Annotated in this window: 21 protein-coding genes; 6 read left to right on the top strand and 15 right to left on the bottom strand. The window is 72.2% G+C overall.

Going from position 1 to position 20,913, the window contains the following annotated elements:
• Window positions 1-119: 119 nt before the first annotated feature.
• The gene (rpsI, locus tag AB0B58_RS25050) at window positions 120-629 is read right to left on the bottom strand and encodes a 30S ribosomal protein S9 (protein WP_221478910.1); all 510 of its coding nucleotides are present in this window, start codon (window positions 627-629) and stop codon (window positions 120-122) included.
• A 20-nt stretch (window positions 630-649) separates the two neighbouring features.
• A complete protein-coding gene (gene rplM / locus AB0B58_RS25045) occupies window positions 650-1,093 on the bottom strand; it encodes a 50S ribosomal protein L13 (protein WP_360228008.1) in 444 nt (147 codons plus the stop codon).
• 743 nt (window positions 1,094-1,836) lie between these two features.
• Here rplM and AB0B58_RS25040 point away from each other — a divergent pair.
• On the top strand, window positions 1,837-2,982 hold the full coding sequence (locus tag AB0B58_RS25040; protein ID WP_360228005.1) for a uroporphyrinogen-III synthase: 1,146 nt from the start codon (window positions 1,837-1,839) through the stop codon (window positions 2,980-2,982).
• A gap of 68 nt (window positions 2,983-3,050) precedes the next feature.
• On the opposite strand, the gene AB0B58_RS25035 is transcribed toward AB0B58_RS25040, so the two are convergent.
• Genes AB0B58_RS25035 through AB0B58_RS25020 form a run of 4 tightly spaced genes read right to left on the bottom strand, consistent with a single transcriptional unit; the run spans window position 3,051 to window position 7,603 of the window.
• Window positions 3,051-3,671: an ATP/GTP-binding protein gene (locus AB0B58_RS25035; RefSeq protein ID WP_360228002.1), complete on the bottom strand. Its 621-nt coding sequence runs from the start codon at window positions 3,669-3,671 to the stop codon at window positions 3,051-3,053.
• Complete coding sequence (locus tag AB0B58_RS25030; RefSeq protein WP_360227999.1) at window positions 3,652-4,014, bottom strand: DUF742 domain-containing protein; 363 nt, start codon at window positions 4,012-4,014, stop codon at window positions 3,652-3,654. The genes AB0B58_RS25035 and AB0B58_RS25030 overlap by 20 nt, the downstream gene beginning before the upstream one ends.
• Window positions 4,015-4,070: 56 nt before the next feature.
• On the bottom strand, window positions 4,071-4,484 hold the full coding sequence (locus AB0B58_RS25025) for a roadblock/LC7 domain-containing protein (protein ID WP_184997610.1): 414 nt from the start codon (window positions 4,482-4,484) through the stop codon (window positions 4,071-4,073).
• A complete protein-coding gene (locus AB0B58_RS25020; protein ID WP_360228104.1) occupies window positions 4,481-7,603 on the bottom strand; it encodes a nitrate- and nitrite sensing domain-containing protein in 3,123 nt (1,040 codons plus the stop codon). The genes AB0B58_RS25025 and AB0B58_RS25020 overlap by 4 nt, the downstream gene beginning before the upstream one ends.
• A 544-nt stretch (window positions 7,604-8,147) precedes the next feature.
• Between AB0B58_RS25020 and AB0B58_RS25015 the strand changes: the two genes are divergently transcribed.
• The gene (locus tag AB0B58_RS25015) at window positions 8,148-9,308 is read left to right on the top strand and encodes an ABC transporter substrate-binding protein (protein WP_360227996.1); all 1,161 of its coding nucleotides are present in this window, start codon (window positions 8,148-8,150) and stop codon (window positions 9,306-9,308) included.
• 62 nt (window positions 9,309-9,370) lie between these two features.
• Here AB0B58_RS25015 and AB0B58_RS25010 read toward each other — a convergent pair whose 3' ends face one another.
• On the bottom strand, window positions 9,371-10,186 hold the full coding sequence (locus tag AB0B58_RS25010; protein ID WP_360227993.1) for an ABC transporter permease: 816 nt from the start codon (window positions 10,184-10,186) through the stop codon (window positions 9,371-9,373).
• 70 nt (window positions 10,187-10,256) lie between these two features.
• Window positions 10,257-11,294 (bottom strand): ABC transporter substrate-binding protein, encoded by a 1,038-nt coding sequence (locus AB0B58_RS25005; protein ID WP_360227990.1) that lies wholly within the window; start codon window positions 11,292-11,294, stop codon window positions 10,257-10,259.
• A gap of 224 nt (window positions 11,295-11,518) precedes the next feature.
• Between AB0B58_RS25005 and AB0B58_RS25000 the strand changes: the two genes are divergently transcribed.
• From AB0B58_RS25000 to AB0B58_RS24985, 4 genes are all read left to right on the top strand, one after another.
• A complete protein-coding gene (locus tag AB0B58_RS25000) occupies window positions 11,519-12,268 on the top strand; it encodes an ABC transporter ATP-binding protein (RefSeq protein WP_360227987.1) in 750 nt (249 codons plus the stop codon).
• Between the two features lie 8 nt (window positions 12,269-12,276).
• Complete coding sequence (locus AB0B58_RS24995; protein WP_360227984.1) at window positions 12,277-13,206, top strand: LLM class F420-dependent oxidoreductase; 930 nt, start codon at window positions 12,277-12,279, stop codon at window positions 13,204-13,206.
• A 35-nt stretch (window positions 13,207-13,241) separates the two neighbouring features.
• Window positions 13,242-13,517 (top strand): cupin, encoded by a 276-nt coding sequence (locus AB0B58_RS24990; RefSeq protein WP_360228101.1) that lies wholly within the window; start codon window positions 13,242-13,244, stop codon window positions 13,515-13,517.
• A 74-nt stretch (window positions 13,518-13,591) separates the two neighbouring features.
• On the top strand, window positions 13,592-15,361 hold the full coding sequence (locus tag AB0B58_RS24985; RefSeq protein WP_360227981.1) for a hypothetical protein: 1,770 nt from the start codon (window positions 13,592-13,594) through the stop codon (window positions 15,359-15,361).
• Between the two features lie 18 nt (window positions 15,362-15,379).
• Here the strand turns inward: AB0B58_RS24985 and thiC are convergent, their stop codons facing one another.
• The 7 genes from thiC to thiE form a co-directional block, all read right to left on the bottom strand.
• Window positions 15,380-16,960 (bottom strand): phosphomethylpyrimidine synthase ThiC, encoded by a 1,581-nt coding sequence (gene thiC / locus AB0B58_RS24980; RefSeq protein ID WP_360227978.1) that lies wholly within the window; start codon window positions 16,958-16,960, stop codon window positions 15,380-15,382.
• Between the two features lie 72 nt (window positions 16,961-17,032).
• Entirely contained in the window at window positions 17,033-17,791 is a 759-nt protein-coding gene (gene thiD / locus AB0B58_RS24975; RefSeq protein WP_360227975.1) for a bifunctional hydroxymethylpyrimidine kinase/phosphomethylpyrimidine kinase, read from the bottom strand.
• Entirely contained in the window at window positions 17,788-18,357 is a 570-nt protein-coding gene (locus tag AB0B58_RS24970; RefSeq protein WP_360227972.1) for a thiamine phosphate synthase, read from the bottom strand. The genes thiD and AB0B58_RS24970 overlap by 4 nt, the downstream gene beginning before the upstream one ends.
• On the bottom strand, window positions 18,351-19,091 hold the full coding sequence (locus AB0B58_RS24965; protein WP_360227969.1) for a thiazole synthase: 741 nt from the start codon (window positions 19,089-19,091) through the stop codon (window positions 18,351-18,353). Before AB0B58_RS24965 ends, AB0B58_RS24970 begins: the two co-directional genes overlap by 7 nt.
• Window position 19,092: 1 nt before the next feature.
• Window positions 19,093-19,290: a sulfur carrier protein ThiS gene (thiS, locus tag AB0B58_RS24960; RefSeq protein ID WP_360227966.1), complete on the bottom strand. Its 198-nt coding sequence runs from the start codon at window positions 19,288-19,290 to the stop codon at window positions 19,093-19,095.
• A complete protein-coding gene (locus AB0B58_RS24955; protein ID WP_360227962.1) occupies window positions 19,287-20,324 on the bottom strand; it encodes an FAD-dependent oxidoreductase in 1,038 nt (345 codons plus the stop codon). Before AB0B58_RS24955 ends, thiS begins: the two co-directional genes overlap by 4 nt.
• Window positions 20,321-20,905: a thiamine phosphate synthase gene (gene thiE / locus AB0B58_RS24950; protein ID WP_360228094.1), complete on the bottom strand. Its 585-nt coding sequence runs from the start codon at window positions 20,903-20,905 to the stop codon at window positions 20,321-20,323. The genes AB0B58_RS24955 and thiE overlap by 4 nt, the downstream gene beginning before the upstream one ends.
• Between the last annotated feature and the right edge of the window lie 8 nt (window positions 20,906-20,913).

Genomic DNA, 20,913 nt, shown 5'->3' with positions numbered 1-20,913 from the left:
CGGAGGGGCGGACCAGTGCAGTTTGTGCGGGGAGGGAAAACGCGGACGGCCGGGCGCGCCCCAAAGCGAGGGGGCGCACCCGGCCGTCGGTCAGACGTGGTGCAAGACGAGCGCTGCGATCAGCGCTTCGAGTACTGCGGAGCCTTGCGGGCCTTCTTGAGACCGTACTTCTTGCTTTCCTTGACCCGGGAGTCCCGCGTCAGGAAGCCGGCCTTCTTCAGGGCGGGGCGGTCGTCCGGGTCGTTCGTGATGAGCGCGCGGGCGATGCCGAGGCGAAGAGCGCCGGCCTGGCCGGTGATGCCACCGCCGCGCAGGTTCGCGATCACGTCGAACTGCTCTGCCTTCTCGGCGGTGCTCAACGGCTCGCGGATGAGCTGCTGGTGCACCTTGCTCGGGAAGTAGGCGTCGAGGTCGCGGCCATTGCAGGTGATCTTGCCGCTGCCGGGCACGAGGCGCACCCGGACGATGGCCTCCTTGCGGCGGCCGACGGTCTGGATCGGACGGTCACCCGGGCGCGGGGCGCGAACGGCCGGCGCGGGCGCCTCGACGACCACAACAGTCTCGGCGGGGGCCTCGGCGGCAGGCTCCTCGACGGTCTCGACGACCTCGGGCTCGACGATGTCGGTCATGCTGTTTCCTTCGCCCGCGCTCACTGCGCGATCTGCTTGATTTCGAACGGCACCGGCTGCTGCGCGGCGTGCGGGTGCTCGGCGCCCGGGTAGACCTTCAGCTTCTTGAGGATCTGACGTGCGAGCTTGTTGTGCGGGAGCATGCCCTTGACGGCCAGCTCGACCGCGTGCTCGGGCCGCTTCGACAGCAGCTCCTCGTAGCCGACCTGCTTAAGGCCGCCCGGGTAGCCGGAGTGCCGGTACGCGACCTTGGTCTGCCGCTTGTTACCGGTCAGCGCGACCTTGCCCGCGTTGATGATCACCACGAAGTCGCCGGTGTCGACGTGCGGGGCGAACGTGGGCTTGTGCTTACCCCGCAGGAGGGTGGCGGTGTGGGTGGCGAGCCGGCCCAGAACGACGTCGGAGGCGTCGATGATGTGCCACTGACGCTCGATCTCACCCGGCTTCGGGCTGTACGTACGCACAGAATTACCTTGTCTCGTCGTCGGTCTGGGGGCGCGCGCTGGTCGCAAGACGCACGAACATCAAACATACCCCGAACGGGTACGCTCGCAGCTGTCGCACAACAGCAGGCAACAATACCCGCCTGCGCGGCGCGCGGTCAAAACGGGCGGTGGGCCCGCCGTGCAGACGGGACCGGATAACGTAGCGCCGCCAGTTTAGGCGGTGCCCCGCGGCGCGCCGACACGGGGCTGCGTGATTCCACCCACGGTAGTAACCAAGCGTACGTGAATGCCTCTTAGCAGGTTCGAAACATATGGGACCCGAGTCCGAAATTACCCACCGGCACGCTTCGGGACATGGCGAGTGGTGCGGTCACCGCGACGACGCGGCCAGGGCTCCGGCCCGGCAGTGCGTTCAGGAGCACCACCCACGAGCCGCCGCCAGGGTTGAGGACGGACCTGGCGGTGCCCGCCGAGCCGGTACTGCGGCTCGGCACAAAGCCGCGGCGTGTGCCGGCCGGAGGTACGGCGGAGTACGTAAGCGTGACATGGGAGCGGGTCGACGCTGAGGACGGCGGACTCCGAGCGTGCCCTTCGGTGGACCGGTCGGCCACGCCGCGGCTTCTTGAAGACCCTCTCCGCACGATGAGCCCTTTTCAACCTGGCATCGATCCCGTCGGTGCCGGGCCACAGGCCGGCGCCGGCCACCGCCGGCCTCGCCGCGTTGGAAAAGGCGCAAAGGTGTGGGGAGGGCGGATCGCCGGATGACGGACCGGACCGGGGGACCTCGGAGAACCGTGATCACGGCATCGGCACTCACGGCGCCGACGGCATCGTTGTCCGGTTACACGATCGGCGTGACATCCGACCGTCGCCGCGACGAGCTGGCGGGCCTGCTGGAGAACCGCGGCGCGCGCGTGGTGATCGCCCCGGCGCTGCGCATCGTCCCGATCGCGGACGACGCCGAGCTGAGGGCGGCGACCCGGGCCTGCCTGGAGACGCCCCCGGACATCGTGCTTGTCAACACGGGGATCGGCATGCGCGGCTGGCTGGAGGCGGCGGAGGCCTGGGGTCTGGCTGAGCCGCTGCGGGCGGTGCTGTCCCGGGCATATCTGGTGGCGAGGGGCCCGAAGGCACGCGCGGCGATCAGGTCGGCCGGCCTGCAGGACCAGTGGTCGCCGGAGGGCGAGAGCTACGAGGAAGTGGTGGAACACCTCGCGGGCCGCGGCATCGCCGGCCTGACGGTGGCGATGCAACTGCACGGCGAGAGCCAGCCGGAGTACACGGAGGCGCTGGAGGCCGCGAAGGCCCGGGTGATCGAGGTCCCGGTCTACCGATGGGCGCCACCGCTCGACCCGGCGCCCCTGCAACGCCTGGTGGACCTGATCACGGGTCGCCTGGTGGATGCCGTGACGTTCACCTCAGCCCCGGCGGTGGCCGCGCTGCTGAGCGCGGCCGGCCCGAGCACGGACACCCTGCTGGACGCCCTTCGCGGCGACGTGCTGACGGCCTGCGTCGGCCCGGTGACGGCGGCCCCGCTGCGCCGCCACGACGTACCGGTGGTGACCCCGGCCCGGGCCCGGGTGAGCGCCCTGGTCCGGACAATCATCGAGGAACTGCCCAAGAGGGCGGTAAAGCTCGAGGTGGCGGGCCATACCCTCGTGCTGCGCGGCCACGCGGCGATCGTGGACGGGGACCTGAGGCCGCTGGCCCCGGCCCCGATGGCGGTCCTGCGAGCGCTGGCCGCGATGCCGGGCCGGGTGCTGTCCCGGGCGGCCCTGCTCCGGGCCCTCCCCCGCGGCGCCGACGAACACGCCGTGGAGATGGCGGTGGCCCGCCTCCGGGCCGGCCTGGGAGCGCCGGGCGTGATCCAGACGGTCGTCAAACGCGGATACCGCCTGCCCGCCTGACCGGGCGCGACAGCCGGACCCGGAGGGACGGCCTGCGACCTGTCGCGGACCGCCCCTGAGGCAGGGGATCAGCCGACGGTCGCCGGGAATCCCCTGCCCTGCTCGGCCACGAGGGTCGCCATCGCGTGCTCGACCACCCCGACCAGCACGGCCTTCACCGAGTCCCGGTGCCGCGCGTCGCACATGATCAGCGGTACGTGCGCCGAGATGGCCAGGGCCTCGCGGACCTCGTCCGGTTCGTATCTGGGTGCGCCGTCGAAGCAGTTCAGCGCCACCAGGTACGGCAGGTGCCGGTTCTCGAAGTAGTCGAGCGGTGCGAAGGCGTCGGAGATGCGCCTGGTGTCCACCAGGACTGCCGCACCGACCGCGCCCCTGATCAGCTCGTCCCACATGAACCAGAACCGGGTCTGGCCGGGCGTGCCGAAGAGGTACAGGATCAGATCCTCGGCCATCGTGATGCGGCCGAAGTCCATGGCGACCGTGGTGGTCTCCTTGCCGGGCACCTTGGACGCGTCGTCGATGCCTTGACCGGCCGAGGTCATCACGGCCTCGGTGGTCAGCGGCTCGATCTCGGAGACCGCACCGACGAGGGTCGTCTTGCCCACGCCGAAGCCGCCGGCTATGACGATCTTCGCGGAGGTGATCTCCTTGGGTTGCGCCCCCGCCCGCTCAGAGCTTGCGAAGTCCACTCAACACCCTTTCCAGCAGATCCATCCGCTCCGTGAAGCCTTGTTTGGGAGCGGCACTGTGCAGCGTCAACAACCCGTCGGCGACCATGTCGGCGACAAGAACCCGGGCTACGCCCAGCGCGAGCCTGCTGTAGGCCGCGATCTCGGCCAGCGACTGCGCCCGCGGCTCGCACAGCACGGCGATGCGGTATTTGTCATGCCCGGCGAACCGGGCTTCTTGTACGGCGGCCTGGCTGGCGACCAGGACCGCCTCGATGGGGATGTCACGCCTCGGCTCGGTCCGGCCCCGGGTGACCGCGTACGGACGGACCAGGTTGCCCCTGGGATCATGCGGTTCTCCCATCGTGCGGTCACCTCCTTCCGGCGTTCCAACGGCTTCGGTGCGGATATTGCTCCAGGTCAGACCTGGTGTGCCACGGCCTCACGGGGTGCGGGCACCAGGGCGGCACCGACCCGCTCGACCAGCAGAGCCATTTCGTAGCCGACCTGCCCGACGTCGCAGCTGCGCGCCGCGAGCACCGCCATCGACGATCCGTCGCTGATGGACATCAGGAAGAGGTATCCGCTGTCCATCTCGATGATGGTCTGTTGCACCTCGCCGGCGTTGAACATGCGCGAGGCGCCGTCGGTGAGGCTGACGACGCCCGACGTGATCGCGGCGAGCTGATCGGCACGGTCGGCCGGCAGATCCCGCGACGAGGCCAGCAGCAGGCCGTCCGCGGAGACCGCGACGACGTGCGCGATACCTGCCACGCTGTCGGCGAAGTTGCTGAGCAGCCAGCCCATGTCCTGCATGGTGGGGGGCCTGGTCACTGTTCGTTCTCCTTCGGAGCAGGGGCGTCCACGACAGCTTCTTCACTGCCGGCCGTACGCCCGCGTTGCACACCACGGTGGTACGCGGAGAGGAGCCCGCGCACCTCATCCGGGCTGCGACGGTTCTGATTACGCGGGCTGCTCTGCACGCCACCGGGGACGAGCTGGGCCTGGGGTACCCGCTTGGGTAGTCCGGAGCGGGTGGTGTCGCTGACGACGGGCTCTGCCGCCGCCATCGCCCGCTGCCATCCGTCGTCGGCGGCGGTGCGCCAGGCATCCTCGGCCGACCTGCGCTGCCGGGGCAGTGTCTGTGCACCGTTGTCCGGGCCGGCTTCCGCCGGCCGCGAACCATTCTGCCCCGCGTTCTGGGGCTTGGAGACCGGTGGTGCCGCGGGCGCCGGCGGCGCAACCGGGGCCGCCTCGGCGACCGGCGCCGCGGCCTGCGCCGCAACCGGCGCCGCCATGGCGGCCGGGGACTGCGGCTGGTTCGGCGGTGGCGCGTAGCCCGCGGTCGGCATGCTCCACTCCTCGGAGATCGGGCCGTCGTGGCCCTTGAACCAGCTCTGCTGCATTTCGAGGAAGATCGGCGAGGTCTCGCCGGCCTCCTCGGCCAGCGCGGGTACCGGGGGCGGCGGGGCCGGAGGCATGGAGGCGAGCGCGGCTCCCCAGCCGTTCGGGTTGGGGCTCGCCGGGCGCCGCGGTGCCGGGATCGTGGCACCGTCCGGGGTGACGAAGCCCGTCGCCGGCGCGAGGCTCTGCTGGACCTGCCGGTCCGGCGCGGTGGTGGTCATCGCCGGATAGGCCTTCGTCGGCGAGCCGGCGCCGTACGCCGGTGCGGGGTCCGCCGGCTGCGGGACGCGGATCGGCAGGGGCGGACGATCGGCGGGCTGAGCGTCGCCGCGCTTGGGCAGCGCCGGGCGGTCCGGGGTCGGCGGGCCGTCGCCGCGACCCGGCAGGTGTGAGGGCGGAACCGGAAGCTGCGGGTGCGGCGGCTGCTGCGGCGCGGTGATGGCGGGGAAGCCGCCGGAGCGCTGGCCCCACGGTTCGGGCGAGATGGCCGGCAGGGTCGCCGTGGCGGCGTTGGCCCGGCCGAGCGGCATCGGGTCGTTCCAGCTCGCCGGCGCCGGGTCGAGCTGGCGGTTGCCGCGCGACGACTGGTCCATCGACCGGGTGTTCGGCAGGATGACGATGTGGTTGGGGAGCACCACCTGGGCGACGGTCCCACCCTCGATGTTGGCCCGCAGTTCGACCCGGATGCCGTACCGGCTGGCGAGGCGGCTGACGACGGCCAGGCCCATCAGGCGGAACGCGGCGACGTCGACGTCGGGCGTCTCGGCCAGCCGCCGGTTCAGCGAGTCCATCTGCTCCTCGGACATGCCGAGGCCGCGGTCCTCCACCTGGATCACCACGTAGTCGCGGATGCGCCGGCCGTCCGCGACGACGACCGTGTTCGGCGGCGAGAAGCGGGTGGCGTTGTCGAGCAGCTCGGCGACGAGGCGGACGACGTCGTTGACGGCGACGGCCATGATGGAGATGTCGGTGTCGACCGTTCCGAACTCGATGCGGTTGTAGAGCTCGACCTCGGACTGCGCGGCACGCAGGGCGTCGACGACGAGGGCGTCCTCGCGGCGGGGGGCGCTGGAGTCGGCGCCGGCGAGGACCAGCAGGTTCTCGTCGTTGCGGCGCATCCGGGTGGCGAGGTGGTCGAGCTCGAAGAGCTGGGCGAGCCGCTTCGGGTCCTCCTCGCCGCGCTCGATCTGGTCGAGTTCGCCGATCATCCGGTCGACCAGGCTCTGCGAGCGGCGGGCCAGATTGAGGAACATCGCCGAGACGCTGGTCCGCAGGGCGGCCTGCTCGGCCGCGATGCGTACGGCCTCGCGGTGCACGACGTTGAACGCCTGCGCCACCTGTCCGACCTCGTCGCGGTTGTTGAGCCGGATCGGGTCGCGTACCTGCCGGACGATGTCGTCGGCGCCGCCGTCGCCCAGGTTGCGGACGTCGCGCAGCCGGGCGACCGCGTCGGGCAGGTCGCGGTTGGCCACCGCCAGCGCGCCCTCACGCAGGCGGCGCAGCGAGAGGTTGAGCGAGCGGGCCAGCACCACGGCGAGCGCGACTGCGAGGATCAGGGTGAGCAGGACCAGGCTGGTCTCGACGGCGGCCTGGCGGGTGACCGAGGCGCTCTCGTCGACGGCCTCGGCGAGGGCCTGCTGCTCGAGTCGCTGCTCGGCCCAGCGCATCAGGTCGACCACCGCGCCGAAGGACTGGGTGATCTCCAGCGGCGCGACCGGTGCGGAGCGGGTGAGCCGGATGGCGATGCCGTCGGCCAGGTTCACCGCGTCGCCGGTGACCGTGTTGTCCACCAGCGACTGCTGCTGCGGGGTGGCGACCAGGGCGAAGCCCTCGAGGGCCTCCTGCTGGCTGGTCTGGGTGGCGGTGAAGACGGAGAGCTGCTCGGCGCTGACGTCGCCGGAGGCGCGGGCCGCGTAGGCGACCGCCTCCTGCTCGGCGGTGCCGGCCTTGGCCCGGGCGAACGCCGACACGGCGCGCAGGCTGTCGGCGACGGTGCCCTCGCCCGCGTACTGGCTCAGCACCTCGCCGTAGCCGACGAGGTCGGTGATCACGACGCTGTAGCGCAGCACCGCCTCGGAGATCGCGATCTCGTCGCGATCGGTGATCTTCTTCCGGGTCGCGTCCATCGTCTGCAGGTGGTCGTCGATCCGGGCGAGCCGGTCGTGCACGGCGGCCGGCGGTTCGTCGAGCCCCCGACGGTCGGCTGTGTACCCCTGGATCCGGGCGTCGCTCTGCGCGATCGCGGCGTTGTAGTCGTCCGGCTTGGCGCCCGGGGCGGCGAGGTACTGCGCGGCCGCCATCCGCTCCTTGTGCAGGTACTGAGTGAGCTGGGAGATGTCAGTTGAGATCCGGGTCAGGTCCTCCACCTGGCGGGCGTCGAGCGCCCGGCCGCCGACGTCGACGAGACGCACGGTGGCGAGCGCGAGCACCGCGAGCAGCGGCACGAAGAGAATCAATGCCAGTTTGGAACGAATCCTGGCGTCCCGGAGCCTGGGGATGCGGCCCCGCCGCTCCCGGGTGCCGAACCCGCCCGACCGGCCGGCCTCCACGTCGCTACCCGCGGGTAGGTCGGCGGCAGCCGCGGGATAGGTCGAAGCCTGGGCCGAAGAACCGGTGCTCACGACATCTCCTCGCTGGTCATCCCCGCATCTCTGCGCCCGCCCGAGTGCTGTCGCCCGGGCCCAGCCGAATCAAGCGGCAGGGCTGGTGCCACACGCGGCACGGCCGCGATTTCATCAGAACCGGCAACCGTTTGGGAAGCCTGAGACGTTCCGGAAACAGCGTTCACAACGCGCTGGCAATCACCTATTCGGTTCAACAATCGACAATGCGTAGGCGTTGAAGTGCACGAATGTAATCGTCGCAACTATCCGTGTTGGTTCGGTGACGCATATGCATCAAGATTCCAACCACTATGTGGGAAAGCTATCCCGCTCACCATATTCGGCACAGCTTGACCAGGGACCTTCACGTTGGCAAGGTTTGGCGCGATTGGACGGACGGGCTGTCCGTGTTCGCGCGGTCCACACCGGACAACGTTGCGTTCGCCGAGATGGTTCAAACCCGTGCTCCGCCCTCTAGGAGGCACCCGCAGTGAGGCTCCCCCGCCGTCTGACGGCGTCCGTGATCGCGGCGACGCTCATCGTCACCGCACTCACGGGCTGCGACTCGGACACCGAATCCGGCGACACCACCGACATCGTGATCGGCGCCGACCTGGCCTCGGGCTCGACGGTCGACTTCGCATACACCCGCGCCCTGCAACTCAAGGTCGAGCAGGTCAACGCGTCCGGCGTCCTGGGTGAACGCCGGCTGGTCCTGCGCATCCAGGACAACCGGTCCGACCCGACCGCGTCGCTGCGCAACATCAGCACGTTCGCCAAGGACCCGACGATCGCCGCCGTGATCACCGGTTCCTGCGACGCCTGCGTGGTCGGCGCCGCCAAGACCATCAACGACCAGAAGATCCCGACGATCGCGCTGGCCGCGGCCGACGAGGTCACCACCCCGGTCGCGAGCCGCCGGTACGTCTTCAAGCTCGGCCCGAACTCGACCGACAGCTCCGCGGCGCTGGTCGCCGAGCTGGTCCGCAAGCAGACCAAGAGCGCCGCACTGCTCTACTCCGACGACCTGTACGGCCGCGGCGGCAAGACCAAGATGACGGCCGAGCTCAAGAAGGCCGGCATCAACGTCACCGCCGCCCTGCCGGTCAAGCCGACCGCCACCGACATCACCCAGACCGTCGGCACGCTGACCGACGCCGAGCCGCAGGCGCTCGTCGTCTGGGCCGGCAGCGACCAGGCGACCCTCGCCGCCACCAGCGCAAAGGCCGCCGCGTACACGGGCGACGTCTACTTCGACGCGGCCGCCGCGGGCGACCTCTTCCTGCCGCAGGCGGCGAAGGACGCCACCGACAAGACGACAATGGTCTTCACCCAGATCCTGGCGATCGACGACGTGATCGCGACGACGCCGGCGAAGGCCACCCGCAAGCAGTGGTTCCGCGACTACACCTCCCGGTACGGCACCTACTCGGGCGTCGCGTCGTTCGCGGCCGACGCGGTCGACCTGATCGCCGATGCGGTCGCCAAGGTGGGCGGCGACCGTCAGCGCATCCGGGACGTGCTCGAGACCTCGCAGACCGACGGCCTCTCCGGCCCGATCCGCCTCACCCCCGACAACCACTCCGGTCTGATGCCGCAGGCGCTGACCCTGCTGGTGGCCCGCAGCGGTCGCTGGCGGCTGCTGAGCTGACGGATACACCCACCGCGAAAAGCCGGCCGGCGTTCTCGTCGGCCGGCTTTTCGCTGTACGCCTCAGCGCCGCGAGGTAGTCGCCCTGACCCAGGGGAGAAGTAGTCTTTCGACGAGCACCAGGACGTAGTAGAGGACGATGCTGACCGCCGCCAGCAGACTGATCGCCGCGAACGCGGTCGCGGTGTCACCCTGGCCACTGGTCTGCACGATGATCGTGCCGAGGCCGCTCTCGCCGTACTGCATCTCGCCGACGACCACGCCGATGACCGCGAGCGGCATCGCCACCTTGAGCCCGACGAAGATCTGCGGCAGCGCCGCGGGCAGCCGCACCCGGGCGAAGGTCTGCAGCCGGGACGCGTCCATCGACCGGGCCAGCTCGGCCAGGTCGGCCGGGGTGCTGGTCAGGCCGGTCGCGGTGGACAGCACGATCGGGAAGAAGCAGACCATGAATGCCATCGCCAGGATCGGCGTGCGCCCGTAGCCGAACCAGATCAGCATGAGCGGCGCGAGCGCCACCTTCGGCACCGCGTTGAACGCGACGAGCAGCGGCGAGAACATCCGCTCGAACGGCCGCCACGCCGCGATGGCGATGCCGATCAGCACGCCGACCAGCACGGACAGGACGAAACCCAGCACCGTCGCGTACGCGGTGTGCCAGGTCTCGGTGATCAGGAACTCGCGGTACCGGTTGAAGCCGTCGACCACCTCGGGCGGCGACGGCAGCACGACCGTGTTGATCGCGAAGACCTCGGTGCAGCCCCACCAGACGGTGACCGCGATGGCCAGGCCGAGCACCGGCCAGGCCACGGCGGAGAGGCCGCGGTGGCGCGCGGGGGCCGCCGCGTCGGGGCCGGGGGCCGTCGCCTGGTCGGTCATGTGTATCGCTCCCACTCCCCGGCGGCGCGAGGCCCGCCCGACGTGCGACGGGCCCCGCGCCGGAGCCGGATCAGGCGTTCGGCACCAGGGAGAAGTCGATGACCTGCTCGGGCGTGAGCCCGGCCTGGATCTGACCGGAGCCCTGCAGAATGGCGATGCTGCGCGCGACCCGCTGGCTGTCCAGCGCGCCGACGGGAACACCGGAGGCCTCCGAGCGCACGAACGGGCCCATCAGCGTCAGCTCGGCCGCGGCCGACTTCGGGTCGGCGGTCGGTACGTTCTTCTTCAGGACGGTGCCGGCCTCGTCCGGGCTGGTGATCGAGTCCTGCAGCCCCTTGAGCAGGGCCGCGGTGAACTTCTTCACCTTCTCCGGGTTCTCCTTGGCGTAGCTGGTCGAGGTGATCAGCGCGTTGCCGTAGAGGTCCTGCAGGTAGTCGCTGTACGGCAGCAGCACCGCCGTCTTGCCCTTGGCGATGTTCTCGATCGTGGGCTTGCCGACCACGAACTGGCCGATGCCGTCCACCTTGTGCTGCGCGAGCGTGCCGAACAGCGTCTGCGGCGTCCCGTTCACGAACTTGACCTTCGTGGCGTCCACGTTGGCGGCCTTGGCGTAGGTCGGGAACAGGTTGCGGACGACGGAGCCGGGCAGGTCGGCCAGGGTCTTGCCCTCGAGGTCCTTCGGCGAGTTGACGCCGTAGCCGTCGAGCGACATGACCGCGGCCATCGTGCGCTGCTGGATCGCCGCCACCGCGGTGAAGCCGGTGACCTTGCCGGCGCCGCCCGCGGCGTACAGGCCACCGGTGAGATCGATGGGGGTGAACTGCGCCTGGCCGGCGACGATCTGCTTGATGTTCTCGCCGCTGCCGGCGCCGGGCTTGATCTCGACGTCGAATCCGGCGTCGCGGAAGTAGCCCTTCTCCTTCGCCACGTAGGCGTATGCGTCACGGCCGAAGTTGCCGAACGAGGTCAGATAGGTGATCTTCTCCAGCGTCTGCGCGCCGCTGCCCGTGCTGTCGTCGCCGTCGTCGCTGCAACCGGCTGCGGCGGCGAGGGTCGTGGCCAGCGCGGCGGCCACGAGCGTGCGGGTGAAGGTTCTTCTGTGCACCATGTTCCTTCCCAACCGAGGGTGTTGAGCTGGCCGGCGTCGGGCGGAGGGTGCACCGGCGCCGGGAGGTGTTGTGCGGAACTCGCGCGTTAGCGTAGGGGAAGGCAACACGATGATCGATGTCAGGTCGGTCTCGAACACCCTTGTGGACAGGCTGATGACTACGCAGCAACACGGGATGGCTACAGTGTCAGCGCATTGATCCGACCCTATGGGAGCGCGCGCAGATGATCCGTCTCACCGGCGTCTCCCGTACGTTCGCGGGCCGTCGCGGCACTGTGGAAGCGCTACGGGAGATCGACCTGGAGGTGCGCGACGGCGAGTTCGTCGCCGTCCTCGGCCGCTCGGGTTGCGGGAAGTCCACACTGCTGCGATTGATCGCGGGCCTGCTGCCGGCGACCGCGGGCGAGATCCGGGTCTCCGGCGACCGGGTGGTCGGGCCCCGCCGCGACATCGCCATGATGTTCCAGCGCCCGGCCCTGCTGCCCTGGCGCTCGGTGCTCGACAACGTGCTCCTGCCGGTGCAGATCTTCGGCTGGCGCAAGGCCGCGCACCGCGGCCGCGCGCACGAGCTGCTGGCCAAGACAGGCCTGACCGGTTTCGAGAAGCGGCTGCCCCACGAGCTCTCCGGCGGCATGCAGCAGCGGGTGGCGCTGTGCCGTTCGTTGATCGCCAACCCGCGGCTGATGCTCATGGACGAACCCTTCTCCGCGCTGGACGCGCTGACCCGCGAGGAGCTCTCCGGCGAGCTGCAGCGGGTGCACATGGAGCTCGGCACCACGATCGTCTTCGTCACCCATTCGATCGACGAGGCGGTGCTTCTCGCCGACCGGGTGGTCGTGCTCAGCCCGCGACCCGGCCGGATCCGCGAGGTCCTCGATATCAAGATCCCCCGCCCTCGCACGCTGGGCCGGGGAGCACATCTGGAAGAGGTGGCCCGCTGCAGCGCGGAGCTGCACGAACTACTGATGGCATAGGACGGCCCATGCGCGTTTGCCTGTTCACGGAGCCGCACCGCGGCGCCACCTACGACGACCAGCTGAGGCTGGCCCGCTTCGCCGAGGACGCCGGCTTCGAGGGGTTCCTGCGCGCCGACCACTACCAGTCGATGGGCGCCGACCCGGGCCTGCCCGGCCCGACCGACGCCTGGATCACCCTGGCCGGCCTGGCCCGGGAGACCTCCCGGATCCGGCTGGGCACGCTTGTCAACTCGGCGACGTTCCGGCTGCCCGGACCACTGGCGATCATGGTCGCCCAGGTGGACGCGATGAGCGGCGGCCGGGTCGAGCTGGGCATGGGCGCCGGCTGGCTGGAGCGCGAGCACACCTCGTACGGCATCCCGTTCCCGCCGCTCGGCGAGCGTTTCGACCGGCTGGCCGAGCAGCTCGAGATCATCACCGGGCTGTGGGCGACGAAGGACGGCGAGCGCTTCTCCTACGACGGCAAGCACCACCGGCTGCTGGACGCGCCCGCGCTGCCCAAGCCGGTGCAGCGGCCCGGACCGCCGATCATCGTCGGCGGCCGCGGCCCGAAGCGCACGCCCGAGATCGCCGCCCGCTTCGCGGACGAGTTCAACATGCCGTTCAAGACCGTCGCGGAGACGGCGACCGGCTTCGCCCGGGTACGCGAGGCGGCCCAGCGCCACGGGCGCAGCCTCGCCCTGTCGGCCGGCGTGGTGGTGGCCATCGGGCGTACCGAGGACGAGGCCCGGCGGCGGGCCGCGCCCCTGCACGTGCCGAGCGCCCTCCCGCCCGAGGATCCGGTCGTCGGATCGCCGGACGCGCTCGTGCAGCGCATCGGCGAGCTGGCCGCGATCGGCGCGACCCGCGTACACCTGCGGATCATCGAGATGAAGGACCTCGACCACGTGGAGCTGATCGCCTCCCGGGTCCTCCCCCAGGTAGGAGCGCTGTGAGCGGGCAGGCGCTGAGCCCCGTCGGGCAGAAGATCATGCTCGAGAACGACCGGGTGCGGATCTGGCACATCGCCCTGGGCCCGGGCGAGACGCAGCCCCTGCACCACCACGGCCTGGCCTACGTGGTGGTCGCCGTGCAGGGCGCCAGGAACGTGATCCACACGGCCGCGGGCGAGCGCATCGCCGTCGAGGAGGAGACCGGCGGCGTGGTCTTCCGGGAGCCCGGCCAGACCCACATGCTGACCAACACCGGTGACACTGTGTATATCGGCCGCATCGTTGAGTTGAAGGCCGGCGTCGATCCCGCCTAGGCGGAGGTTTGGCCCGCCTTAAGAAGCGCGCCCTGGACTGGCCGCGCCCCGGAGCATTCCGTAACGTGCCTGGCATGGCATTTCGGACCTGGGCCAAGCTGTTGTCGGCCACCCTCGGCGTGGCCGCGCTGGCCGGCGCGAGTCAGCTCGGCTTGGCGTACGGCCTCGGCATCGTGCGGCTCACCCGCGTGCTGGACGTGACCACGCGTGATCAGTGGACGGCGCAGCTCGCGTGGATCGCCTGGTTCGCGATGACGGCGGCCGTTGCCGGCGCGCTCGCCGGCGTGGTGCTGCTGCGGCGCTGGTCCCCGGGTCCGGCGCGGCTCGGCGTCGGCACCGAGCTGGCGCTCTCCTTCGCGGCGGCGATCGGCGCCGGCGTGGTGGTGCCGCTGACCATGCAGCCGGCCCGTACGGCCCAGGTCGCCGGCGTCGACGAGGTCGTCGTGATCGCGATCTGCGCCGGGCTGGGCGCCCTGGTCGGCATCTTCGCGGCCTGGGCCGCCCTGGCACAGGCCGTGGCGCGGTGGAGCGTCGTCGTGACGGGCATCGCGGTCTGGGTGATCGCGGTGGTGTCGGTCGCGCCGTCGCTGGCGCCGAGCGACCCGCTGCCCGCCGTCCGGCTGGGTGTGTACGACGCCGGTTTCCTGCCGCCCTCGGTGACGCAGCGGACCGCGCTGGCCACGATGCCCGCGCTGGCCCTGCTGATCGGCGTGGTGCTGGGCTGGATCGCCCGCCGGCGGGAACTGCCAACCCTGACCATCGCGCTGGCCGGGCTCGCCGGTCCGGCGCTGCTGACGCTCGCGTACCTGATCGCGGGCCCGGGCGAGGGCGACGACCGTTACCAGGTGGTCCCCTTCTGGGCCGCGATGACCGCCGCCGGCGCGGGAGTGCTCGGATCGGTGCTGGCCGCGGTCCTGCGCCGCGGTCCCGATCCGGACGAGGACGAGGCCGACGACCCGGGGCAGGACAAGCCGCCGCTGCCGAAGCGGACCGGACGGTCCGAGTCGGAGATCGCCGCCGCCGGCGGGTCGTCCGACTCCCCCGCCCCGCCGGCCGTCTCCGACGGCGGGGACGGCCCGCCGCGCCCGGCGAAGACCGCCGCCGGTAAGCCGTCGGGCGGACGCACCGGCGGCACGCCGGCACCCGGCACCGAGCCGGCCGCCGGGCCGCAGGCCGGACCGCCCGGACCGCGGCCGGCCTCCGCGTCGGGACGCGGCGGCGGAACCTCCACGCCCGGACCCGGCGGGCCGCCCACCGCCCGGCTCGGCGGGCCGCAGTCGACGACACCCGGCCGCAAGCCGGAGAAGCCGCGCCGCCGGGGCCGGCGCGCGAACGTCGCGGACGCCTTCATCGGCCGCCCGCAGACCGCCGGCGTGGCCGTCGGCGAGTACGCCACCGGCGAGCCCGCGCCCTTCGACGCGTTCGCCCGGGGCGAGCAGAACACGGTCGGTCAGCACCGGTCGCCGGACGCGCCCCGGTCGCCCGCCGCGGACCCGCGCCCGCGGGGCGGCGCGAGCCCGGAGCCGGAGCCCTACGTGCCTGAGCCCGCGACCCGCCCGCTGCCGCCCGAGGCGCTGCAGGCCCCGGCGGCCGGGCGGACCCGCGCGGCGGGTGGCCGGCTGGGCCGAAGCCTGCGCCCGGCCGCCCGGGGCCGGACCGCCGGGCCGCTGACTCCGGAGCCGACGGCGATCAGCGCGCCGCTGCCGCAGCCGGATCCGATCAGCGCGCCGCTGCCGGTCACCCCGGCACCGCGGCGGCGGCCCGGCGACGTCGGCCCGGACGGCAAGCCCCGGCACCGCAAGGACTCCGACTACGTGGACTGGGTCAGCGGCCTCGGCGAGTAGCCCCCAAGCTCCGAGCCGTCACGACGTGACCGGGAGGTACACGCGACCTCCCGCGTTCACGAACTCGTCGCTCTTGTCCTTCATCCCGCGGGCCGCGTACTCCTTCAGCTCCTGAGTGATCTTCATCGAGCAGAACTTCGGGCCGCACATCGAGCAGAAGTGCGCCGTCTTGGCGGGCGCGGCCGGCAGGGTCGCGTCGTGGTACGCCCGCGCGGTGTCCGGGTCGAGCGCCAGGTTGAACTGGTCCTCCCAGCGGAACTCGAACCGCGCCTTGCTCAGCGCGTTGTCCCAGTCCTGCGCGCCCGGGTGGCCCTTGGCCAGGTCGGCGGCGTGCGCGGCGATCTTGTACGCGATCACCCCCGCCTTCACGTCGTCACGGTCGGGCAGCCCGAGGTGCTCCTTCGGCGTGACGTAGCAGAGCATCGCGGTGCCGAACATGCCGATCATCGCGGCGCCGATCGCCGAGGTGATGTGGTCGTACGCGGGCGCGATGTCCGTCGTGAGCGGACCGAGCGTGTAGAACGGCGCCCCGGCGCACAGCTCCTGCTGGAGGTCCACATTCTCCTTGATCTTGTGCATGGGCACGTGCCCGGGCCCTTCGATCATGACCTGCACGCCGTGCTCCCAGGCGACGTGGGTGAGCTCGCCCAGGGTCCGCAACTCGGCGAACTGCGCCTCGTCGTTGGCGTCCGCGATCGACCCGGGCCGCAGGCCGTCACCCAGCGAGAACGTGACGTCGTAGCGCGCCAGGATCTCGCAGAGCTCGGCGAAGTTCGTGTAGAGGAAGTTCTCGGTGTGGTGTGCGAGGCACCAGGCCGCCATGATCGATCCGCCCCGCGACACGATCCCGGTGACCCGGTTCACGGCCAGCGGCACGTACGGCAGCAGCACCCCGGCGTGCACCGTCATGTAGTCGACGCCCTGCTCGGCCTGCTCGATCACGGTCTCCCGGAAGATCTCCCAGGTCAGCTTGACCGGGTCGCCGTCGACCTTCTCCAGCGCCTGGTAGATCGGCACGGTACCGATCGGCACGGCCGAGTTGCGGACGATCGCCTCCCGCGTCTCGTGGATCCGCTTGCCGGTGGACAGGTCCATCACCGTGTCCGCACCCCACCGCGTCGCCCAGGTGAGCTTGTCGACCTCCTCGGCGATCGAGGACGTGACCGCGGACGTGCCGATGTTCGCGTTGACCTTCACCAGGAAGCGCGAGCCGATGATCATCGGCTCGATCTCCGGGTGGTTGACGTTGGCCGGCAGCACGGCCCGCCCGGCCGCGATCTCCTCGCGGACCACCTCCGGCTCGACGCCCTCGCGGATGGCGACGAACTCCATCTCGGCGGTGACGATGCCGGCCCGCGCGTACGCGAGCTGGGTGGGCCGCTCCCCCGCCAGCGGCGTGCCGGCGCCGCGGACCGGCGCGACGTCGCCGCGCCCCGCGATCCACGGTCCGCGCAGCGGCGGCAGCCCCACCTCGGGATCGCTGCCCGGGCCGGACGTGTCGTAGAGCCGAACCGGCGGGTTGTCGCCGGACAGTACGACCTCCGCGAACGGCACCCGCAGGTCCGGCCGGGATCCCTCGACGTACACCTTGCGTCTCATATTTCCTCCCCAATCGTGACGAACAGGGCGGCGACGGACCGCGCGGGATCGCGCGATCGCCGGATCGACCCCTCAGACGAAGTGGTGCAGCGGACCCGGCCCCCGGCCGAGCTTCCAGTTCCGGCCGCCGGCGAGCGCTCCGGCGACGTACTTCTTGGCGAAGTGCACCGCGGCGACGACGTCGTCGCCGAGGGCCAGCCGGGCCGCGATCGCGGACGAGAACGTGCAGCCCGAGCCGTGATTGTTGGCGGTCGGCACGGGGTCCCCGAAGAGCACGACCGTGCGACCGTCGTGGTGGAGCACGTCGACGGCCAGCTCGCTGCCGGTCACCACCACCGCGTCCGGCCCGCGGGCCGCGAGCTCGGCGGCCGCCTCGGCCATCTCCTCGGCCGTGCCCACCTCCCGTCCCAGAAGGGCGCCGGCCTCGTGCCGGTTCGGCGTCAGGACCCGGGGGTACCCGATCAGCGGCTCGACGGCCGCGACGCCGGAGAGCCGGCTGCCGCTGGTCGCCACGAGCACCGGATCCACCACGAGTTCCGGCAGCTCGGCGGCCCGGTCGGCGAGCAGCGCCGCGATGGCGGGGTCCCCGATCATGCCGACCTTGACGGCCGCGACGGTGAAGTCGTCGAGCACCGCGGTGAGCTGCGCGGCGACCACGTCGGCGGGCACGGAGTGGATCGCCGTGACCCCGAGCGTGTTCTGCGCGGTAACCGCGGTGAGCACCGAGACGCCGTAGACGCCCAGCGCCGCGAAGGTCTTCAGGTCGGCCTGGATTCCCGCCCCCGCACCGGAATCGGAGCCGGCGATGGTCAGCACCACGGTCGGCGTCATGCCCGCACCCCCGCCGCCGCCACGAGTTCGGCGGTCACCGACTCCGGATCGACCGCCCGCATCACGGCGCCGAGGACCGCCACCCCGGCCGCACCCGCGGCCAGGCACTCGGCGACCCGCCCGGGCGAGTCGATCCCGCCGAGCGCCAGCCACGGCACGTCGCCGGCGAGCTCCGCGGCCCGCGCCGGGCCCAGTGCCGGACCGTATCCGGGCTTGGTCGCCGTCGGGTAGATCGGCGAGAGCGTCACGTAGTCCTCCGTGGACAGTCGCGGCGCGCCGTGGCAGGAACGGCCGACGATCCCGGCATCCGGTGGCACGGGATCGGTCTCCGACAGGTGCACCGCGTCGCCGCCCAGCGGATCCGGCCCGGCGACCACGAGCCGCCCCGGCGGGACCACCACCCGCAGGGCCGCCGCGAGCGCGTACCTCTCGGCGTACGCCAGATCCTTCTCGCGGAGGACGACCCACGACGCGCCGCCGCGGACGGCGGCCGCGACCACCTCGACGAGCGGCCGCGCCGCGAGCCGGCGGTCGGTGAGCACGACGACGCCGCAGGGGGTCACCATGCCGGCCGCCCCTCGTCCGATGTGGATGCGAGCGCGTGATAGCGCCGCGGGATCCGGCCCGCGCCGAACGCCAGCCGCCCTGCCTCGACCGCGTGCCGCATCGCGGCGGCCATCCGCGCGGGATCCTCGGCCCGGGTGACGGCGCTCGCGACCAGCACCGCGTCGCAGCCCAGCTCCATCGCCAGCGCGGCGTCCGAGGCGGTGCCGATGCCCGCGTCCAGAATCACCGGCACGTCGACGCTGTCGCGGATCAGCCGGATGTGGTGCGGGTTGGAGATGCCCAGTCCGGAACCGATCGGTGCGCCCGCCGGCATCACCGCCGCGCACCCGACGTCGGCGAGCCGACGGGCCAGGATCGGGTCGTCGCTGGTGTACGGCAGCACCTGGAAGCCGTCCGCCACAAGCGTTTCCGCCGCGCGCAGCAGCTCGACCCCGTCCGGCAGCAGGGTGCGCTCGTCGCCGATGACCTCGAGCTTGATCAGGTCGGTCTCGAAGGCCTCCCGTGCGAGGTGCGCGGCCTTCACCGCGTCGGTGGCGGTGTAGCAGCCGGCCGTGTTGGGCAGGATCCGCATGCCGAGCCGGTCGAGCATCGGCAGCAGCCCGGGCCCGGCGGCGTCGACCCGGCGCAGCGCGACGGTGACCATCTCGGTGCCGGAGGCGACGACGGCGGCCTCGAGCGCGGCCAGGCTCTCCGCGCCGCCGGTGCCCAGGATCAGCCGGGATTCGCCGAACACCTCAGCCTCCCTGCGCCGCGGTGAGCACCTCGACGCGGTCGCCGTCGCGCAGCGGGGCACCGGGCCACGCGGACCGCGGCACGACCTCGCCGTTCACCGCGACCGCGACTCCGCGCCGGGCCTCGGTCAGCTCCGCGACCAGCGCCGCGACGTCGGCCACCTCGACCTCGCGCTCGGTGCCGTTGACGATGACCCTCATGCGAACCTCCCCGGCGCGAACGCGTCCAGCAGCGGATCGGCCTTCCCGGTCGCCACCAGCTCGGCGATCAGGTCGGCGGTGACGGGCGCCAGCAGCACCCCGTTGCGGTGATGCCCGGCGGCGATGATCAGTCCGCCGGTGTGCGTGCCGAGCAGCGGCGCGTTGTCGGGAGTGGCCGGTCGGTGCCGCACCACGGTCTCGGCCAGTTCGCACTCGCCCAGCTCGGGCACCAGGTCGGTGGCGGCCCGCAGCAAGTCGAGCACCTGCCCGGCGGTCACCGTGCTGTCGAGGCGCTCCTCCTGGGTGGCACCGACGACGACCTCGCCGTCGGCCCGCGGCACGAGATAGACGTGCCGGCCGTCGGCCCACCCGCTGACCACGTGCCGCAGCAGGCCGGGTTCGCCGCGCAGCCGCAGCACCAGCCCCTTCACCGGCCGCACCGGCAGCCCGGTCAGCGCGGCGGTCCCGGATCCGGCCGCGACCACCACCGGCACGCCCACCGGCAGGTCGGGCACCCGGCGCCGGACCACGGCCCGCCCAAGGACCGCGCGCAGGGCGGCGACGACCCGGCGCGGATCGACCTGGCGGTCGTCGGGCGCGTGCGCGCCGCCGCGCAACCGCGGCGAGAGCGCCGGCTCCAGGTCGCGCAGCGCGCTGGGCCCGAGCGGGCTCACCCCCAACCCAAGACCTCGCCGGTACGCCCAGAGCCGCTGCGCCGCGGCCAGGTCGTCGGCGGTCAACGCGACGGTCAGCGTGCCCGTGCGGTCGTAGCCGACGTCGATCCCGGCCTCCCGGCCCAGCTCGGCGGCGAATCCGGGCCACCGTCCCGCGGACTCGACCATGAGTTCGGTCAGCGCCTCCTGCCCGAAGCCCGTCTCCCCGGCCGGCGCCAGCATCCCCGCGGCGGCGTACCAGGCGCCGTCGTCTCCCCCGTCGTCGTGGACGGTCACCGCGAGCCCGCGCTGCGCGCACCGCCAGGCGATCGAGAGCCCGATGATGCCGCCGCCGACGACCACGACCTCGGTGGCGCTCATCCGAGCGCCTCCAGCAGTTCCCCGGCGGCCCGCTCCGGATCCGCCGCGTTCGCGATCGCGCCGACGACCGCCACCGCGGCGGCTCCCGCGGCCATCAGCGAGCCCGCGTTCGCGGCCGTCACGCCGCCGATGGCGACGATCGGGGTGTCCGGTACGGCGGCGGCGACCTCGCCGATGACGACCGGGCCGAGCGGATCCGGCAGGCCGCACTTGGTCGTGGTCACGAAGGCCGGCCCCACGCCCAGGTAGGACGCGCCCGCCCGCCTCGCCGCGCGGGCGGCCGCCGGGTCGCGGCAGGTGGCGCCGAGCACCCCGGCGGGTCCGAGGACCTTGCGCGCCGCCGCGACGGGAAGGTCGGCGGCGCCGACGTGCCCGCCGTCCGCGCCGACTGCCAGCGCGACGTGCAGACGGTCGTTGACCAGGCAAAGCACGCCGTGCGGCCGGCAGATCTCCAGGACGGCGTCCGCCAGTTCGTACGCCTCGCGGTCGCTGACGTCGTCCTCGACGCGGATCTGGACCGCCAGTCGCCCGGTCGCGCCGCGCCGGTGCGCCGCGGCGACCGTTGCGGCGACGACGGCCAGCGGCTTTC

This window comes from Actinoplanes sp. NPDC049118 (assembly GCF_040648555.1).
GTDB lineage: Bacteria > Actinomycetota > Actinomycetes > Mycobacteriales > Micromonosporaceae > Actinoplanes.
The sequence above is the reverse complement of the archived record's forward strand: the minus strand, read 5'-3'. Positions and strand labels throughout refer to the sequence as shown.

Bases quoted from the DNA above. Each gene is read 5' to 3' on its own strand.
- thiS (WP_360227966.1), bottom strand. From the start codon at position 19,290: ATGAGGGTCATCGTCAACGGCACCGAGCGCGAGGTCGAGGTGGCCGAC.
- thiC (WP_360227978.1), bottom strand. From the start codon at position 16,960: ATGAGACGCAAGGTGTACGTCGAGGGATCCCGGCCGGACCTGCGGGTG.
- AB0B58_RS24990 (WP_360228101.1), top strand. From the start codon at position 13,242: ATGCTCGAGAACGACCGGGTGCGGATCTGGCACATCGCCCTGGGCCCG.
- AB0B58_RS24970 (WP_360227972.1), bottom strand. From the start codon at position 18,357: ATGGTGACCCCCTGCGGCGTCGTCGTGCTCACCGACCGCCGGCTCGCG.
- AB0B58_RS24985 (WP_360227981.1), top strand. From the start codon at position 13,592: ATGGCATTTCGGACCTGGGCCAAGCTGTTGTCGGCCACCCTCGGCGTG.
- AB0B58_RS24955 (WP_360227962.1), bottom strand. From the start codon at position 20,324: ATGAGCGCCACCGAGGTCGTGGTCGTCGGCGGCGGCATCATCGGGCTC.
- AB0B58_RS25010 (WP_360227993.1), bottom strand. From the start codon at position 10,186: ATGACCGACCAGGCGACGGCCCCCGGCCCCGACGCGGCGGCCCCCGCG.
- rpsI (WP_221478910.1), bottom strand. From the start codon at position 629: ATGACCGACATCGTCGAGCCCGAGGTCGTCGAGACCGTCGAGGAGCCT.
- AB0B58_RS24995 (WP_360227984.1), top strand. From the start codon at position 12,277: ATGCGCGTTTGCCTGTTCACGGAGCCGCACCGCGGCGCCACCTACGAC.
- thiD (WP_360227975.1), bottom strand. From the start codon at position 17,791: ATGACGCCGACCGTGGTGCTGACCATCGCCGGCTCCGATTCCGGTGCG.
- AB0B58_RS25005 (WP_360227990.1), bottom strand. From the start codon at position 11,294: ATGGTGCACAGAAGAACCTTCACCCGCACGCTCGTGGCCGCCGCGCTG.
- AB0B58_RS25040 (WP_360228005.1), top strand. From the start codon at position 1,837: ATGACGGACCGGACCGGGGGACCTCGGAGAACCGTGATCACGGCATCG.
- AB0B58_RS25030 (WP_360227999.1), bottom strand. From the start codon at position 4,014: ATGGGAGAACCGCATGATCCCAGGGGCAACCTGGTCCGTCCGTACGCG.
- AB0B58_RS25000 (WP_360227987.1), top strand. From the start codon at position 11,519: ATGATCCGTCTCACCGGCGTCTCCCGTACGTTCGCGGGCCGTCGCGGC.